Below are 16,259 nucleotides of genomic sequence, written 5' to 3'. Positions count from 1 at the left end.
AGCAACAACCAGGATCGCGCCGTCCATCTGCGCAGCACCGGTGATCATGTTTTTAACATAGTCGGCGTGGCCTGGGCAGTCTACGTGTGCGTAGTGGCGAGTCGGGGTGTCGTACTCAACGTGAGAGGTGTTGATGGTGATACCACGAGCTTTTTCTTCTGGTGCGTTATCGATCTGGTCGAATGCGCGAGCAGAACCACCGTAGGTTTTTGCCAGAACGGTAGTGATTGCAGCGGTCAGCGTTGTTTTACCATGGTCAACGTGGCCGATAGTACCGACGTTAACGTGCGGTTTTGTACGTTCAAACTTTTCTTTAGACATCGATTGTCCCTCTAAGACACGGATAAATCGGTGATATCACCACATCAACCAGGCGAAATGCCTGAATTGTTGAATACAGTAAAATTGAAACAGAGAGAAACGGGAAGGAGAAGTGAAGTGGTGCTGATACCCAGAGTCGAACTGGGGACCTCACCCTTACCAAGGGTGCGCTCTACCAACTGAGCCATATCAGCACGTATTGGAGCGGGCAGCGGGAATCGAACCCGCATCATCAGCTTGGAAGGCTGAGGTAATAGCCATTATACGATGCCCGCATCCTGAAACTCGGCTACCCAGTTCTTTCTGTAACAAAAAAAGAGATTTCTCTCTTTTTCAGTTTGAGCTGGCTAATTTTTCCAACCAGCTCCGGCGGCATTTACGCTGCCAGAAAGTGGTGGTGGGGGAAGGATTCGAACCTTCGAAGTCTGTGACGGCAGATTTACAGTCTGCTCCCTTTGGCCGCTCGGGAACCCCACCGGACTTGATGGTGCCGACTACCGGAATCGAACTGGTGACCTACTGATTACAAGTCAGTTGCTCTACCTACTGAGCTAAGTCGGCATCAAGTAGCGCGCATTCTATGGATACCTGCGCGGTCATGCAACTAAAAATTTGCATAAAACGTTCTTTCGCTCACATTTTATGCGAACGAAGCGCTAAGCGCTGTAAAAGTAGTCATTGCGGGTCAAATAATCAACATGCACGCGTGATTTACACCGTATACACCATAGCGTGACGGCTTCCGCGTAACGCAGCGCTATCCATCTTTTTTCTTATTATTCCTGCCATCTGGTGTTAACCTCCTGCCCATTGTCCAAAATTAACTGTGTGATGAGCCACGATCCGGCAGTGTAGCGCTGGCTCACTGAAGCATGCTTATGAGCAAAAAAGAGCAAACGTTAATGACGCCTTATCTTCACTTTAACCGCAGCCAGTGGGCTGCCCTGCGTGATTCCGTCCCTATGACGCTGACGGAAGGTGAAATCGCACGGTTAAAAGGGATAAACGAAGATCTGTCCCTGGAAGAGGTGGCAGAAATTTATCTCCCCCTCTCTCGCTTGCTTAACTTCTATATCAGTTCGAACCTGCGCCGTCAGGCCGTGCTGGAGCAGTTTCTCGGGACGAACGGTCAACGCATTCCTTATATCATTAGTATCGCAGGCAGCGTGGCCGTGGGTAAAAGTACCACCGCGCGTGTCCTGCAGGCGCTGTTGAGCCGCTGGCCGGAACACCGCAGCGTGGAGCTGATCACCACCGACGGCTTCCTGCACCCGAACGAAGTGTTAAAAGAACGCGGGCTGATGAAGAAGAAGGGCTTCCCGCTCTCTTATGATATGCACCGTCTGGTGAAATTTGTCTCTGACCTGAAATCCGGCGTGCCGCACGTGACTGCGCCAGTCTATTCGCATCTGATCTACGATCGCATCCCGGGTGGGGATAAAACGGTGGTCCAGCCGGACATCCTGATTCTGGAAGGTCTGAACGTACTGCAAAGCGGGATGGACTATCCTCACGATCCGCATCACGTATTCGTCTCGGATTTCGTCGATTTCTCTATCTATGTCGATGCGCCGGAAGACCTGCTGCAGAACTGGTACATCAACCGTTTCCTGAAGTTCCGCGAAGGGGCGTTCACCGACCCGGACTCCTATTTCCACCATTACGCCCAGCTTTCTGAAGAAGAAGCGATCAATGTGGCAACGGGGCTGTGGAATGAGATCAACTACGTGAACCTCAAAGAGAACATCCTGCCGACGCGCGAGCGCGCGAGCCTGATCCTCACCAAGAGCGAGAAGCACGCCGTCGACCAGATTCGCCTGCGGAAATAATCAAGCAGACATAAAAAAACCGGCTTAGCGCCGGTTTTTTCGTTATGCCTGTGGCTTCTCGCCATTTTCATCCTGATCGACCGCGAAGCAGGCAACCAACTGGCCGCCATAATCCTTCAGCTGCGGCTGGAGCTGGGTGCAGGGGCCAAAACGACGGCTGCAGCGGGCGTTGAATGCACATCCCGGCGGCGGATTCAGCGGACTTGGCAGCTCACCCGTCAGCTTAATACGTTCACGACGATCGTCCGGGTTGAGACGCGGCGTCGCAGACAGCAGCGCCTGGGTGTACGGATGGCGAGGGTTATTAAAGATCTGGTCTTTGGTCCCCTTCTCCACGCAGCGCCCCAGGTACATCACCATTACCTCATCAGCAATATGCTCCACCACCGACAGGTCGTGGGAGATGAACACGTAAGACAGCCCCAGCTCCTGCTGGAGATCCATCATCAGGTTCAGTACCTGCGCACGCACGGATACGTCGAGCGCGGAGACCGGCTCATCGGCAATCACCACGTCCGGATCGAGCATCAGCCCGCGAGCAATCGCGATACGCTGACGCTGGCCGCCGGAGAACATGTGCGGATAGCGATCGTAGTGCTCGGTTTTGAGGCCGACCTTCGCCATCATCGCCAGCGCTTTTTCGCGGCGCTGCTCCTTGCTCAGATTACTGTTGATCAGCAGCGGCTCTTCCAGAATCTGTCCGACTTTTTTACGCGGGTTCAAAGAACCATACGGGTTCTGGAACACAATCTGGATTTTCTGGCGGCGCAGCTTCTGCGCCTGCGGATCGTGCTTGAGCAGATCCTGCCCCTGATAATAGAGCTCCCCGCCGGTCGGCACTTCAATCATCGTCAGCAGACGGCCCAGCGTGGATTTACCGCAGCCTGACTCCCCCACCACCGCCAGCGTTTTACCGCGTTCGAGGTTAAAAGAGACGCCGTCCAGCGCTTTCACCAGGCGTTCAGGGGCAAACAATCCCTTCTTCACCGGGTAGTATTTTTTCAGATCGATGGCCTGCAACAGCGGCTGTTGCGTGGTGGCCTGTTGCGTACTCATAGTGTTGGCCTCCCGGCATCATCGAGTGGGTAGTGGCATTTCGACTGACGACCGTCAGCCAGCTGGTTCAGCTCTGGCTCTTCCGCCCGGCATTTGTCCGTCGCATACGGACAGCGCGGATTGAGCAGGCAGCCCTGCGGACGGTCATATTTACCCGGTACCACACCCGGCAGCGACGCCAGACGCGCTTTATCCTGAGCAAACTCCGGCAGCGCGCGTAAAAGCGCCTGGGTATACGGGTGACGCGGCGCGCGGAAGATATCGTGCGAATTTCCGGTCTCGACCACCTGGCCGGCATACATCACGATGATTTTGTGCGCGGCTTCGGCCACCAGCGCCAGATCGTGCGTAATCAGCACCAGCGCCATGTTCTCTTTCTGCTGCAGCTCCAGCAGCAGTTCGATGATTTGCGCCTGAATGGTCACATCCAGCGCCGTCGTCGGTTCATCCGCAATCAGCAGTTTTGGTCGACAGGCAATCGCCATCGCGATCATCACGCGCTGGCTCATCCCGCCTGAGAGCTGGTGCGGGTAAACGTCCAGACGCGAAGCCGGGTCAGGAATACCTACCTGGTTGAGCAGATCGATCGCGCGCTGACGACGGGTTTTCTTATTCCCGCCCTGATGCACCTTAATCGCTTCCATAATCTGGAAACCGACGGTGTAGCACGGGTTCAGGCTGGTCATCGGATCCTGGAAAATCATCGCCACTTCTGCGCCCACCAGCTGGCGGCGCTGTTTTTCAGAAATGCGCTTCAGGTCCTGACCGTTGAACTGCAGGTTTTCCGCCATCACGCGGCCCGGGTAATCAATCAGCCCCATGATCGCCAGTGAGCTCACTGACTTACCTGAACCGGACTCCCCGACGATACCAACCACTTCGCCCTGATTTACGCTGTAGCTGATGCGGTCCACGGCGCGAAACGGAGTGCCTTCGTCGCCAAAGTGCACCGATAATTTATCTACATTTAATAACGCCATCTCGTGCCTCTTACTGCTTCAGTTTGGGATCAAGCGCATCACGCAGGCCATCACCCATCAGGTTAAATGCCAGCACCGTCAGCAGGATTGCCAGACCCGGGAAGGTGACAACCCACCAGGCGCTTTGTGCGAACTGCAACACGTCGGAGAGCATGGTGCCCCACTCCGGTGTTGGCGGCTGCGCACCCATGCCCAGGAAGCCAAGAGCGGCCATATCAAGAATGGCGTTAGAGAAACCGAGCGACGCCTGAACAATCAGCGGCGCAAGGCAGTTAGGGAAGATATTAACGAACATCTGGCGCATCGCACCGGCACCCGCCACGCGAGACGCGGTGACGTAATCGCGGTTCACTTCCACCAGCACCGCCGCGCGGGTTAAACGCACGTAGTGAGGAAGCGCCACGAAGGTCAGCGCCAGCGCGGCGTTACCGATCGACGGGCCGAAGATCGCCACCAGCACCAGCGCCAGCAGCAGGCTTGGCAGCGCCAGCATGATGTCGACGATACGCATGATGATGTTATCAACGATGCCGCCGAAGTAGCCGGCAACCAGGCCGAGTACGACGCCCATGATCAGCGACAGCACAACAACCAGGCAGCCGACCAGCAGCGACAGACGCGCGCCGTACATGAGACGGGACAGCACATCGCGCCCCACATCATCGGTACCCAGCAGGTGCGCCAGGCTGCCGCCATCCTGCCACGCAGGTGGCGCAAGCAGCGCATCGCGGAACTGATCCGCCGGGTTATACGGCGCAAGCACGTTTGCAAACACCGCAATCAGGATCATGATTGCGACATACACCAGCCCCACCACCGCGCCTTTGTTGCGCTTGAAGTAGTGCCAGAACTCCTGCATCGGCGTCATCGGAACCGGTGCAGCAACAACTTTGTTTTCAGAAACCTGTGACATGATGGCCCCTTACTTCTTATGACGAATACGCGGGTTCACCACGCCGTACAGCAAATCGACCAGCAGGTTGACGAGGATAATCATCGTCGCGACCAGCAGTACACCGCCCTGCACAACCGGATAATCACGGCGCTGCAGCGCGTCAATCAGCCAGCGTCCCAGGCCCGGCCAGGAGAAGATGGTTTCGGTCAGAATCGCCCCCGCCAGCAACGTCCCCACCTGGAGACCGATAACGGTCACAACCGGCAGCATGGCGTTACGCAGCGCATGGACGATAATGACGCGCATACGCGTCAGGCCCTTGGCGCGGGCGGTGCGGATGTAATCCTCGCCCAGCACTTCCAGCATCGATGAACGGGTCATACGTACGATCACCGCCAGAGGAATGGTGCCCAGCACCATGGCAGGCAGTATCATATGCGCGACGGCATCCATGAAGTTACCCTCTTCACCCCAGATAGCCGTATCAATCAGCATAAAGCCGGTGAGCGGGTTGGTGTCATCCAGGAAAACCATATCGCTGACGCGCCCGGAGACCGGTGTCAGGTTAAGCTGCACCGAGACCAGCATGATCAGCATCATGCCCCACCAGAAGATAGGCATGGAGTAGCCGGTCAGCGCCAGGCCCACGGCGGTATGGTCGAAAATAGAGCCACGCTTGACGGCAGCCAGTACCCCGACAGGAATACCCACCGCAGTGGCGAAAATCATGGCGCAGACGCCAAGCTCCAGTGTCGCTTTAAAACGCGGCACGAACTCGTCCCACACCGGAAGACGGCTTTTCAGCGAAATCCCTAAATCACCGTGCAACACGCCCCATATATAGTGGAGGTACTGCTGCCACATCGGCTTATCGAGACCGAGTTCCGCCAACAGCTGTGCATGGCGCTCAGGGGAAATACCACGCTCGCCCGCCATAATCATTACCGGGTCGCCGGGGATCATATGGACGAAGGCAAAAGTGAGAAGGGTGATACCGATAAACGTGGGGATAACAAGTCCCAGACGTCGGAGGATGAACTGCAACATAACCCGGATTCTCTCTGATGACGCACGACCAGTGGCGTGACGTCTGTATTGCTCACAAATCTTATTCCCTCTCCTTTCAGAGAGAGAATTAAGCACTGCTGCCGGGTGGCGCTACGCTTACCCGGCCTACATACCGTAGGCCAGTGCAAGCGCAGCGCCGCCTGGCGTTGCTTTTAATTATTCAACAGATACGTTTTCGAAGTGGTGTTTGCCCAGTGGATCAACCACGTAGCCCTTCACTTCTTTACGCACTGGCTCGTACACAGTGGAGTGCGCAACAATCAGCGCCGGAGCCTGATCGTGCATAACAACCTGAGCCTGCTTGTACAGTTCAATACGTTTGTTGTGATCGTCGGTCGCACGCGCCGGCTGGATCAGGTCTTCAAACGGCTTGTAGCACCAGCGAGAGTAGTTAGAACCGTCTTTTGCCGCCGCGCAGCTGAACAGGGTGGCGAAGAAGTTGTCCGGATCCCCGTTATCACCGGTCCAGCCCATCATGACTGCCTGATGCTCACCCGCTTTGGCGCGCTTCAGGTACTCGCCCCACTCGTAGGTCACAATCTTGGCCTGAACGCCAATCTTAGCCCAGTCAGCCTGAACCATTTCTGCCATACGGCGTGCGTTCGGGTTGTACGGACGCTGTACCGGCATCGCCCACAGCTCAACGGTGAAGCCTTTATCCTGGCCCGCTTCTTTCAGCAGCGCTTTCGCTTTCTCAGGATCGTAGCTGTAGTCTTTAACGTCGTCGTTATAGCCCCACATGGTTGGTGGGATCAGGTTTTTGGCTGCAACGCCTGCACCCTGGTAAACCGCCTTGATGATCGCTTCTTTGTTCACCGCGTAGGTCAGCGCCTGACGCACTTTCACGTCATCAAACGGTTTCTTCTCGGTGTTGAAGGAGAGATAGCCCACGTTCAGGCCAGCCTGCTCCAGCAGGTTGATGTTCTTGTCCTGCTTCATGCGGGCGATGTCAGCCGGGTTCGGGTACGGCATCACCTGGCATTCATTTTTCTGCAGTTTTGCGTAACGCACTGACGCATCAGGCGTGATGGAGAAGACCAGGCGGTCGATCTTCGGCTTGGTGCCCCAGTAGCCTTCGAACGCTTTATACAGAATGCGGGAATCTTTCTGGTACTGCAGCAGCTGGAATGGACCGGTACCGATTGGGTTCAGGTCGACTTTCTCCGGCGTACCGGCTTTGAGCATGTTGTCCGCATACTCTTTAGAGAGGATTGAGGCGAAGTCCATGGCCAGGTCAGCCAGGAACGGCGCTTCCGGACGCGTCAGCACGAACTGAACGGTATTATCGTCCACTTTTTTCACTTCAGAGATCAGGTCCGGCAGCCCCATCCCTTCGAAGTATTCATAGCTGCCGCCAGACACTTTGTGGTACGGGTTCTGGGCGTTTTTCTGACGGTCGAAGGAGAACACCACGTCGTCGGCGTTAAAGTCGCGCGTTGGTTTGAACTCTTTGCTGTCCTGCCACTTCACGCCCTGGCGCAGGTGGAAGGTATAGGTTTTACCGTCTTCGCTGACGTCCCACTTCTCGGCCAGACCCGGAATCACTTCCGTGGTACCGGTTTTGAATTCAACCAGACGGTTATAGATCGGTACAGAGCTTGCGTCGTAAGTCGTACCAGAGGTAAAGAGCTGTGGGTTAAAGCCTTCCGGCGAGCCTTCAGAACAGTAAACCAGGGTTTTTGCCTGTACGCTTGCTGCCACGGTCATAGCCACCAGGCTCAGACCAAGCTTCAGCATCCCTGACTTCTTCAAGGAAATACTCATTATTCTGCTCCAATGTGATGTTTTGCTTTGTTGTGTTACGCCGCCAGACCTTTATTTATTTTTTACCCGGTCCGGTCGGTGATGCCCGAAGGCTTTAAAGGGATGGAGAATCCTTTCAGAAGAGCGTTTGAGTTGCAGCGCAGATCGTCCCTGAAATGCCCCTCATGCCCTACAATCTGTCAACAGAATGTGAAAACGTCAATACAGGTGACGGGGATTTACGCTGAGTGTGAGAAACCGCAAACAAAGATTAAAAAAACTATGTACGCCAGTTTTCAGCAGGGAAATTTATGCTACTCGCCATGTTGCAGCACAACTCTCTCCCTATTTCGCCACAATCAGTGATTAACTTTTATTCAGAATGGGTAAATTTTCTTGCAGAATGGTGATTATCTGAGCACTAAATACCGCGAACGTTAAAACGCACAGCGAAAAATGCTGAGGTTATCCATAAGCAACGCGAAAAAAGATCAATCTATATATAAAAAAATACAATGGATTATGTCACAAAATCGTTAACAGGCAGGTGGAAGCAGGTCTAAGGGGCGTTTTGGATACTCTGACGAGATAAGGTCATAATGCAAAAAGGGCTAACCTTACGGTTAGCCCTTTTCAGAATGTGGTCGGCGAGAGAGGATTCGAACCTCCGACCCACTGGTCCCAAACCAGTTGCGCTACCAAGCTGCGCTACTCGCCGAATGCGGAGCGCATCTTACTGCTGAGGTGCGCCCCCGTCAATCCCTTATTTTCAAAAAGCCATTCAACTGGCGATATTCTCGCCAGAGCAGCTACTGCGCGGCTTTTGCGGTGTTATCAGGGAGTTTGCACCAGTTGTTGTTTTCGTTAATCCCACCATTCGGTGAGGTATAGCCGAGACAACCCATAATGGTGTCGTACAGCTCAACGTGACGACGCGGCACCTTCATCTCCGCCTCTTTCTTCAGTTGAGCAAACATCTTCGCTTTCTCCGGGTCTTCCAGATACTTGTCAGACATCCACACCATCATCGGTACACGGAACTGCTCTGGCGGTGCCATCTTGCGCGGCGTACCGTGCAGATGCTCATACTCATTGATGGATTCACCGTGGTCCGCCGCATAGAACACAATCGCTTTCTTATCACGTACCTGGTCAATCACCGAATCAATAAAGTGATCCACATACAGCACGGAGTTGTCGTAGGAGTTGATCAGCTGCGCTTTGGTACAGTCTTTATCCACCCCGACGCACTCAGGCTTCCATTTGGCAAAGTTACGTGGGTAACGTTGGGTGTAGTTAAAGTGCGACCCTTTGGTATGAAGAATAATCAGATGCTTACCATCAGGATTATCGCTCAGGGACAGTTTCATCTCATCAATCAGCAGCATGTCATCGACAGATTTGCCACGGTTACGCGGCTCTGCGCCAATCTGCTCACGGTATGCAATGTTCTGCGCCATGGTATTGCTGTAGAACCACATTTCGCTCTGCATCGCATAGAGGGCAGACGTGAACCCAAGCTGATGCAGCACCGAGAAGACGTTTTGCTCTTTCAGCGTACGCTGCGGGTTGTCGCTCGCCCCGCCCTCGCGCACAAACATACAGCGCAGTGAGAGCTTGGTGGCGGTATCACAAGAATAGCCACGATAGGCAATCAGGTTTTTCTCCTGCGCCAGTTTCGGCGTGGTATCACGGTTATAGCCAAGAATACCCATATGATCCCAGCGCGTGGTTTCTCCGATAATAAAGACGACATAGGTATCGTCGATATCTTTTGGTGCGACGTAGGTAAACTTCTTCACCGGGTTCATCAGCGATTTGTTACCGGAAGATTCATCCACCTGCGCCCACGCATACAGCCCCAGCGCGGAAATCCAGTTAGACGGTAAATACGAGTTCGCCACTACACCGCCGTAGCTTGGCATATCCACGCCTGAGGTACGCTCATCATGCTTTTGCTTCACTTCCAGCAGACGAATTGGTCCCCAGACCATCAAACCGGCCAGCAGGACTATCGCGACGCTTCTGAAACGTTTGCCTGGCGTGCGAATCTGGTGCACTAGCGTGTACCGGCAACGGTTGCTCCAGATGAGCAGCAGCGGTAAGGCACTGACGGCTACCAGCCAGAGAATAAAGTGCAGCCCTACAACCTCTTTAGAGAGGTCGATATCCGTGGTCATCACTGAGGCAATAATGCCGTAGCCAATCACCACGTTCATAAAGGTCATGTAATAGCTGGCACCCGCCGAGCACAGCACGATAAACGTAGCCAGCACTCGCCACACGCGACGGCCAAACAGGGTAAGAATACGGAATAAAAAGAAGGTGACCAGTACAGCAGCGACCAATTCGACAACCGCTGCAATTCCTTTCCAGACGGTAAAATCATGCGCGTAACCGTCAAACCGACGGATGAAAACTGCGCCATTCATAAACAGGCCGATGTACAACGCCAGCAAAAAGCAGAGCTTTTGTTGTGCCATCGATTTAATGTATTTCATGCAAACTACCCGGAAAAAGGGACGAAATCACCGATCATTTTTGTTTTAAAAATGAATAGGTTAAAGAATCGCTTAAGAAGTCGTTATCGGAAACGTCTACCCGCGTGGTAAGTAGACCACAGGGAAAAGAAAAAGTGGCAGCAGAGTGTGTGATCGGTACAGATATTTACAAAAAATTAAGAACGAGACGGTTTAGCCAGATCATCAGTTTTCACACAAGAAAAAGGCCGGATAACCGGCCTTTTTCATCGTCATTAAGCATGCACCTCTTTGAACACTTCGCGCTGCGGCTGACGAATCGTGGTCGAGAGCGCCAGCGAGATAATCAGCAAGGCAAATATCACGCAGAAGGTCACGTAGAACCCGCCGAACAGGGAGGCAATCAGCGAGCCGCAGATACTGCCGATCCCGAAGCCCAGATAGATAACACCGTAGTTTTTCGCCAGATTATTCAGGCCAAAGAACTCGCTTACCAGTGACGGGAAGACGGTGATGGTGCCGCCGAAGTTAAAGGCCACGCAGGCAATCGCCGCGAAGAAGGTGGCTTCATTCAGCGGAGCGAACAGCAGCGCCGCCATACCGACCAGCGAGACCACCTGCCCAATCGTAATCACGCGGATGCGGGCAATTTTGTCAGACAGAATACCGAGGACCAGACGACCAGAGAGGTTAGCAATGGATATCACGGTCACCGCATTGGCCGCCGTAGCGGCATCCAGTTTCACCATCCCCTGCGCGATATCTTTCGCCACGCCGATGACATACAGACCACTCATGCAGGCCGTCAGGAACATCACCGCCAGCATCCAGTACTGTGGCTTACGCATGGACTGCGCGAGGGTAAAGTCGTTCTCCACCACGCCGTTCACGGATTTAACCTCCTGCTGCGGCGCATCTTTCATCAGCGTGGAGCCGAACAGAATCATCACCAGAACAATTGCGCCCCAGATCATAAAGGTTTTTTCGAGGCCAACGGACGCCAGCAGGTGGGAGTCGATAAATTTGAACCCGAGGCTGCCCAAACCGTAAGAACCAATGGCAAACGCGGAGATTAAGCCTTTACGTTCCGGGAACCACTTCACGCAGTTTGACAGCGTCAGCAGGTACCCCGCGCCATCAGCCAGCCCCACCAGCACGCCGGCGCTCAGCCACAGCATCATCAGGTTGCTGGAATGCGCCGTCAGGAAAAAGCCCAGCCCCAGCAGAATGCCGGACGCCATGGTCACGCGCTTCACGCCAAAACGCTCCTGCAGCTTGCCCGCGACGGAAGACGAAATCGCCAGACCCAGGCTCAGCAGACCAAAGGAGAACGCGACCTGGCTGACCGGCGCGCCGAGCTTGTCGGAAAGCGCGCTGTTAAACAGGCTCCAGGTATAGACCGAGCCCAGCGCAAACTGGGTGACGATGGTGCCAAAGAGCGTGAGCCAGCGCGTGCGGTTATAAGTTGGTGTGTTCATGGCAGTTGTCCTGCAAGAGAAATTAAGGAAGTTCGCTGAGGACAACGATAAACAAAACCTTAATATGCCTGGGGTAAAACGGCATGAAATGCAGGCGGAACGGAATGAAATGCCTGGAATCGGGAATGAATGGCCTGGCATGGGAATAAAGCGATAGCGTGTTAGTATCTGCTATCGCTGTAAAGCCCGTGGTTGTTGTATTCGAGATGTTATCGTAACGTTTAAAAAAGTAACAACTCTAGAAATTTGCGCTGACGCCAAGGGTGTATAAAAACTCCTCACCGGTGGAGGTGTGTTCCCCCTGAGCCAGCGACGCATACGCCGCCATGTGCGTATTAAATGGAATATCCGTTCCCACGGTGACATCCATCCAGCTACCGTTTTGGGCAGGGGCTGGCGTTTGCGGCATGCCAAACTGCGATTTCCACTGGTTTTCACCAAACTGCTGGTTATAGCTGATCTGCGCCCAGGGACGGAGATCGCCGTACTGGGTATTCACACGCCACCCCAGCGTGCTGACGCTGGCATGCCAGAGCGGGTCGGTGAGCGCCTGCGTCGACGCGCTATCACCAAACTCGTTGATCATCATCGGAGCCGTGCCATCGTACCGCCACGCCACTACCGGCCCGGTGGTGATACGCGCTGAAACCGGAAAATTCCAGCCCACGCTCATCGCCCCCTCCGTGGTGCTGCCTGACGGAATATTCAGGGCAAGACCTGGCGCGTTTTGCGAAGACTGGATACGCTCCGCAAGAATATCCTCATAACGCGGTTGGTGATCCGCGTCCCATGTATAGCGTTCCGCCGTATTATTTTGGGCGTCTGAAACGATATATTCCTGTTGCCAGGCAGACGCCGTATTACAAAAAAACAGGCAGGCTGAAATTCCCACCAGGCCAGAAGCAGCATGGCGACCACTGATTTTTTTTATCATCATCAACGCGACCCCAGAGAGAGCCGAATTCGGCGATATTTGTCGTTATTCAGGAAGACTTTAGAGAGCATATAGCCCTGTATTAACTATTGTCTTTATAGTAAACACGTCAAGCCAGTCAGAACGAAATTTTTGCGAAATCAGTATCAATAAGGGAGATGACGGATGGAACGTTGCGGTTGGGTGAGCCAGGATCAGCTTTATATCGACTATCACGATCGGGAATGGGGCGTGCCCGAAACGGATGGCAAAAAGCTCTTTGAGATGATCTGCCTGGAGGGCCAGCAGGCGGGGTTATCGTGGATTACGGTATTGAAAAAACGCGAAAACTATCGCAACGCCTTTCACCAGTTCGATCCTGTCGCCGTCGCTGCGATGACCGATGAGGACGTCGAGCGACTGGTGCAGGATGCCGGCATCATCCGCCATCGCGGTAAGATCCAGGCCATCATCGGTAACGCACGTGCTTATCTGGCGATGGAGCAAAACGGCGAATCATTTTCAGATTTTGTCTGGACGTTTGTGAACAACGATCCGCAGGTTACCCAGGCCGCCACGCTCGCGGAAATCCCGGCCTCCACCCCGGCCTCGGATGCGCTCTCGAAGGCTCTGAAAAAACGCGGCTTTAAGTTTGTCGGCTCCACCATCTGCTACGCCTTTATGCAGGCCTGTGGCCTGGTCAACGACCACGTTACCGGCTGCTTCTGTCATCCGGGAGGCCATCATGATCCGCAAATGGCAAAGTGAAAATACCGCGCCGCTTCTGAGCCTGTGGCTTGAAAGCACCACGGAAGCACATCCGTTTATCGAGCCGGGTTACTGGAAAGAGAACGAGGCCATGGTGCGGGATGTTTACCTGCCGTCAGCCGAAACCTGGGTCTGGGAACAGGATGGCAAACCTTGCGGATTTATCAGCGTGATGCAGTCTCAGTTTGTCGGCGCGCTGTTTGTCGCACCGTCATGCATCGGGAAAGGCATCGGGCGCGCGCTGCTGAACTATGTTCAACAGCGCTTCCCGCACTTAAGCCTGGAGGTGTACCAGAAAAATGTTCGGGCGGTGAACTTCTACCATGCGCAGGGCTTTCGCATTGAAGACAGCGCCTGGCAGGATGACACCCAGCACCCGACGTGGATCATGAGCTGGCAGGCGGATCAAACGCCGTTAAGGTAAGCGCGGGCCCCTGATATTTCTCGACCCAGGCCAGGGCCGTATTCCCTGCGCAACCGTTCCCCAGCTTCGAGCTGGGGAGATCTTTGGTCAGCACGTTAACCGCCCCGTTTTTACAGATACCGCCTTCGGCAAGCTCAAGGTCAGGCCATGCGCCCTGATGAATACAGATCACGCCCTGTTTAATCCCGTCGCTCACCACCGCCCCTGCCAGCACCTGCCCGCGCGAGTTCCAGACGCGCACCACGTCGCCGTCCGCAATCCCGCGGGCTTGCGCATCGAGGGTATTCAGCGTGATCGGCTCTCGCCCGGCGACCGCATACCGCTCGCGCAGAGAGGTATAGTTAAGCTGGCTGTGCAAACGGTGCGCGGGATGCGCTGACAACACCTGCAGCTGCTCCGGCTGGGCGTTACCATGCCACTCGTCCGGCTCAAGCCACATAGGGTGTGGCGGGCAGTCGGCATAGCCAAAGCTGGCGATGCGCTCGCTGTGGATCACAATCTTTCCGCTCTCGGTTTTCAGCGGGTGGTTCTCGGGGTCGCGGCGGAAATCGGCAAAACGGACAAACTTCGCGTTCTGTTCACTCTCCGGCATCTCGACGATCTGGTTCGCCTCCCAGAACTCAGCAAAGGGCGGAAGCGTCACGCCCTGCGCCGCGCCGCGCTGTCCGGCAATCTGGTAGAAGGTCTCCAGCCATTGCAGATCGCTTTTCCCTTCGGTAAAACGCGCGCGACCGCCCGCTTCCCACAGCTCGCTCAGTTCAGCAAACACGTCAAAATCATCACGTGCTTCATCTCGCGGGGCCACTACGCGCTTCATCGGGACCATATGCTGGTTGCTGTAGTCGCCGGTCATGGTGAGATCGTTACGCTCAAACGAGGTGGTCGCCGGCAGCACAATATCTGCATGCTTAGCCGAGCCGGTCCAGAAGCACTCTGAAATCACCACCAGCTCCGGCTTTTGCCAGGCGCGGATCAGGCGGTTGGTATCCTGATGGTGCGTGAAGTTCGACCCGCCCGCCCACCAGACAAATTTAATATCCGGGAAGTGGCGGTCCAGACCGTTGTGCTGATAAAAACCGCCCGGATTCTCCAGGGCTTCAACAATACGCGCCACCGGGATTTTATCCACAGCATCCACGCCGCCCTGCACCGAGCCTTGCAGAGACGCCAGCACCGCCGCTTTACGCGTGGGGTTACCGCCATTGGCAAAATGATAGGAGAGACCAAAACCGCCGCCCGGCGTACCGATCTGCCCAAGCATCGCGGCAAGGGTCACCAGCATCCAGTGTTTTTGCTCGCCAAACTGCTGGCGCTGCATCCCCCAGCCGGACATTAACATCGTGGTGTTTTTATGGAACAACGCCGCCAGTTCGCGGAGTTTTTCCGCTGTAACGCCACAAATCGCTGCTGCCCACTCTGCCGTTTTCGCCACCCCATCGGACTGGCCCGTCAGGTAGTCGGCGAATTTATCGAAGCCGGTGGTACAGCGCGTCAGGAATTCGACATCGTGCCAGCCGTTTTCGACCAGCGTATGGGCGATACCCAGCATCATTGCCACGTCGGTGCCCATATGGGGGGCAATCCACTCGGCGCTGTCGCCGAAGAAATCCATGGTTTCAGAGCGCATGGGGTCAATGCAGATGATGCGCTTGCCGCTTTTGCGCAGCGCGTCGAAATATCCAATACCCTGCTCGTCGCTCGCATTCCAGGCAATTTTCAATGTGTTAAGGGGGTTAGCGCTCCAGAGCACGACCACATCGGTATGCTCCAGCACCAGCGGCCAGCTGGTCTGCTGCTGATACACTTCGTTCCCGCCCACGACGTACGGCATGATCGCCTGCGCCGCACCGGTGGAGTAATCCCCCAGATGACCGGTATAACCTCCCGCCAGGCTCATATAGCGCTGCAGCAGCGTTGAAGCCTTATGCAGCACCCCGTTAGAACGCCAGCCGTAGGAACCGGCGAAAATCGACGACGGACCGTAACTGTCGCGAATGCGCTTGTGCTGGGCGTGGATAAGCGCCAGCGCGTCATCCCAGCTCACGCGAACAAACTCATCCTGACCGCGAACTCCCTGCGGCTTGTCCGGCGAGGCCAGAAAACCTTTACGCACCATCGGCCAGCGCACACGCGTTTTGCTATGCACCTGATCGCGAACGACGGTCTGTAACGAGTTGGGATGTTGGGTTGGCAGTGCCCCGCGGGACGACAGAACATTTTCGCCATCAGTTTCGACCAGCATCGGTCCCCAGTGGGCGGCGGTCAGAATGGTTTTCGTTGAGGTGCTCAAGCGTGCGCTCCTGG

General features: G+C 55.0%; 13 protein-coding genes and 5 tRNA genes. 3 read left to right on the top strand and 15 right to left on the bottom strand.

The window, feature by feature from the left end:
- The 5 genes from ACDO57_RS20950 to ACDO57_RS20930 form a co-directional block, all read right to left on the bottom strand.
- Nucleotides 1–321, bottom strand: a 321-nt coding sequence (locus ACDO57_RS20950) for a GTP-binding protein (RefSeq protein WP_040176433.1), incomplete at its 3' end; no start/stop codon positions are given.
- 118 nt (nucleotides 322–439) lie between these two features.
- A tRNA-Thr gene (locus tag ACDO57_RS20945) sits at nucleotides 440–515 on the bottom strand.
- Between the two features lie 6 nt (nucleotides 516–521).
- Nucleotides 522–596 (bottom strand) — tRNA-Gly (locus ACDO57_RS20940).
- A 117-nt stretch (nucleotides 597–713) separates the two neighbouring features.
- Nucleotides 714–798: transfer RNA gene (locus ACDO57_RS20935), tRNA-Tyr, on the bottom strand.
- An 8-nt stretch (nucleotides 799–806) separates the two neighbouring features.
- A tRNA-Thr gene (locus ACDO57_RS20930) sits at nucleotides 807–882 on the bottom strand.
- A gap of 317 nt (nucleotides 883–1,199) precedes the next feature.
- Between ACDO57_RS20930 and coaA the strand changes: the two genes are divergently transcribed.
- The gene (gene coaA, locus ACDO57_RS20925) at nucleotides 1,200–2,150 is read left to right on the top strand and encodes a type I pantothenate kinase (RefSeq protein WP_021242480.1); all 951 of its coding nucleotides are present in this window, start codon (nucleotides 1,200–1,202) and stop codon (nucleotides 2,148–2,150) included.
- Nucleotides 2,151–2,192: 42 nt separating this feature from the next.
- Here coaA and dppF read toward each other — a convergent pair whose 3' ends face one another.
- The 9 genes from dppF to ACDO57_RS20880 form a co-directional block, all read right to left on the bottom strand.
- Entirely contained in the window at nucleotides 2,193–3,206 is a 1,014-nt protein-coding gene (gene dppF, locus ACDO57_RS20920) for a dipeptide ABC transporter ATP-binding subunit DppF (protein ID WP_023309965.1), read from the bottom strand.
- Complete coding sequence (gene dppD, locus ACDO57_RS20915; protein ID WP_008502772.1) at nucleotides 3,203–4,186, bottom strand: dipeptide ABC transporter ATP-binding protein; 984 nt, start codon at nucleotides 4,184–4,186, stop codon at nucleotides 3,203–3,205. The genes dppF and dppD overlap by 4 nt, the downstream gene beginning before the upstream one ends.
- A 10-nt stretch (nucleotides 4,187–4,196) precedes the next feature.
- Entirely contained in the window at nucleotides 4,197–5,099 is a 903-nt protein-coding gene (dppC, locus tag ACDO57_RS20910) for a dipeptide ABC transporter permease DppC (protein WP_024909088.1), read from the bottom strand.
- 9 nt (nucleotides 5,100–5,108) lie between these two features.
- Nucleotides 5,109–6,128 (bottom strand): dipeptide ABC transporter permease DppB, encoded by a 1,020-nt coding sequence (gene dppB / locus ACDO57_RS20905; RefSeq protein WP_024909087.1) that lies wholly within the window; start codon nucleotides 6,126–6,128, stop codon nucleotides 5,109–5,111.
- Between the two features lie 177 nt (nucleotides 6,129–6,305).
- Entirely contained in the window at nucleotides 6,306–7,913 is a 1,608-nt protein-coding gene (gene dppA / locus ACDO57_RS20900) for a dipeptide ABC transporter periplasmic-binding protein DppA (protein ID WP_023334096.1), read from the bottom strand.
- 620 nt (nucleotides 7,914–8,533) lie between these two features.
- Nucleotides 8,534–8,610: transfer RNA gene (locus ACDO57_RS20895), tRNA-Pro, on the bottom strand.
- Nucleotides 8,611–8,701: 91 nt separating this feature from the next.
- A complete protein-coding gene (gene eptB, locus ACDO57_RS20890; RefSeq protein WP_024909086.1) occupies nucleotides 8,702–10,393 on the bottom strand; it encodes a kdo(2)-lipid A phosphoethanolamine 7''-transferase in 1,692 nt (563 codons plus the stop codon).
- Between the two features lie 254 nt (nucleotides 10,394–10,647).
- A complete protein-coding gene (locus tag ACDO57_RS20885; protein WP_024909085.1) occupies nucleotides 10,648–11,850 on the bottom strand; it encodes an MFS transporter in 1,203 nt (400 codons plus the stop codon).
- A 238-nt stretch (nucleotides 11,851–12,088) separates the two neighbouring features.
- Nucleotides 12,089–12,787, bottom strand: a complete 699-nt coding sequence (locus tag ACDO57_RS20880; RefSeq protein WP_048991772.1) for an autotransporter domain-containing protein — start codon at nucleotides 12,785–12,787, stop codon at nucleotides 12,089–12,091.
- Nucleotides 12,788–12,949: 162 nt separating this feature from the next.
- Here ACDO57_RS20880 and tag point away from each other — a divergent pair, with 162 nt between their 5' ends.
- Both tag and ACDO57_RS20870 read left to right on the top strand, forming a co-directional pair.
- The gene (gene tag / locus ACDO57_RS20875; RefSeq protein WP_024909083.1) at nucleotides 12,950–13,531 is read left to right on the top strand and encodes a DNA-3-methyladenine glycosylase I; all 582 of its coding nucleotides are present in this window, start codon (nucleotides 12,950–12,952) and stop codon (nucleotides 13,529–13,531) included.
- A complete protein-coding gene (locus ACDO57_RS20870; RefSeq protein ID WP_024909082.1) occupies nucleotides 13,509–13,955 on the top strand; it encodes an N-acetyltransferase in 447 nt (148 codons plus the stop codon). Before tag ends, ACDO57_RS20870 begins: the two co-directional genes overlap by 23 nt.
- Here ACDO57_RS20870 and ACDO57_RS20865 read toward each other — a convergent pair.
- A complete protein-coding gene (locus ACDO57_RS20865; protein ID WP_061716272.1) occupies nucleotides 13,918–16,197 on the bottom strand; it encodes a molybdopterin guanine dinucleotide-containing S/N-oxide reductase in 2,280 nt (759 codons plus the stop codon). The genes ACDO57_RS20870 and ACDO57_RS20865 overlap by 38 nt on opposite strands.
- Between the last annotated feature and the right edge of the window lie 62 nt (nucleotides 16,198–16,259).

The sequence above is a fragment of the Enterobacter cloacae complex sp. 2015409 genome (assembly GCF_041365315.1).
Classification (GTDB): Bacteria; Pseudomonadota; Gammaproteobacteria; order Enterobacterales; family Enterobacteriaceae; genus Enterobacter; species Enterobacter pseudoroggenkampii.
The sequence above is the reverse complement of the archived record's forward strand: the minus strand, read 5'-3'. Positions and strand labels throughout refer to the sequence as shown.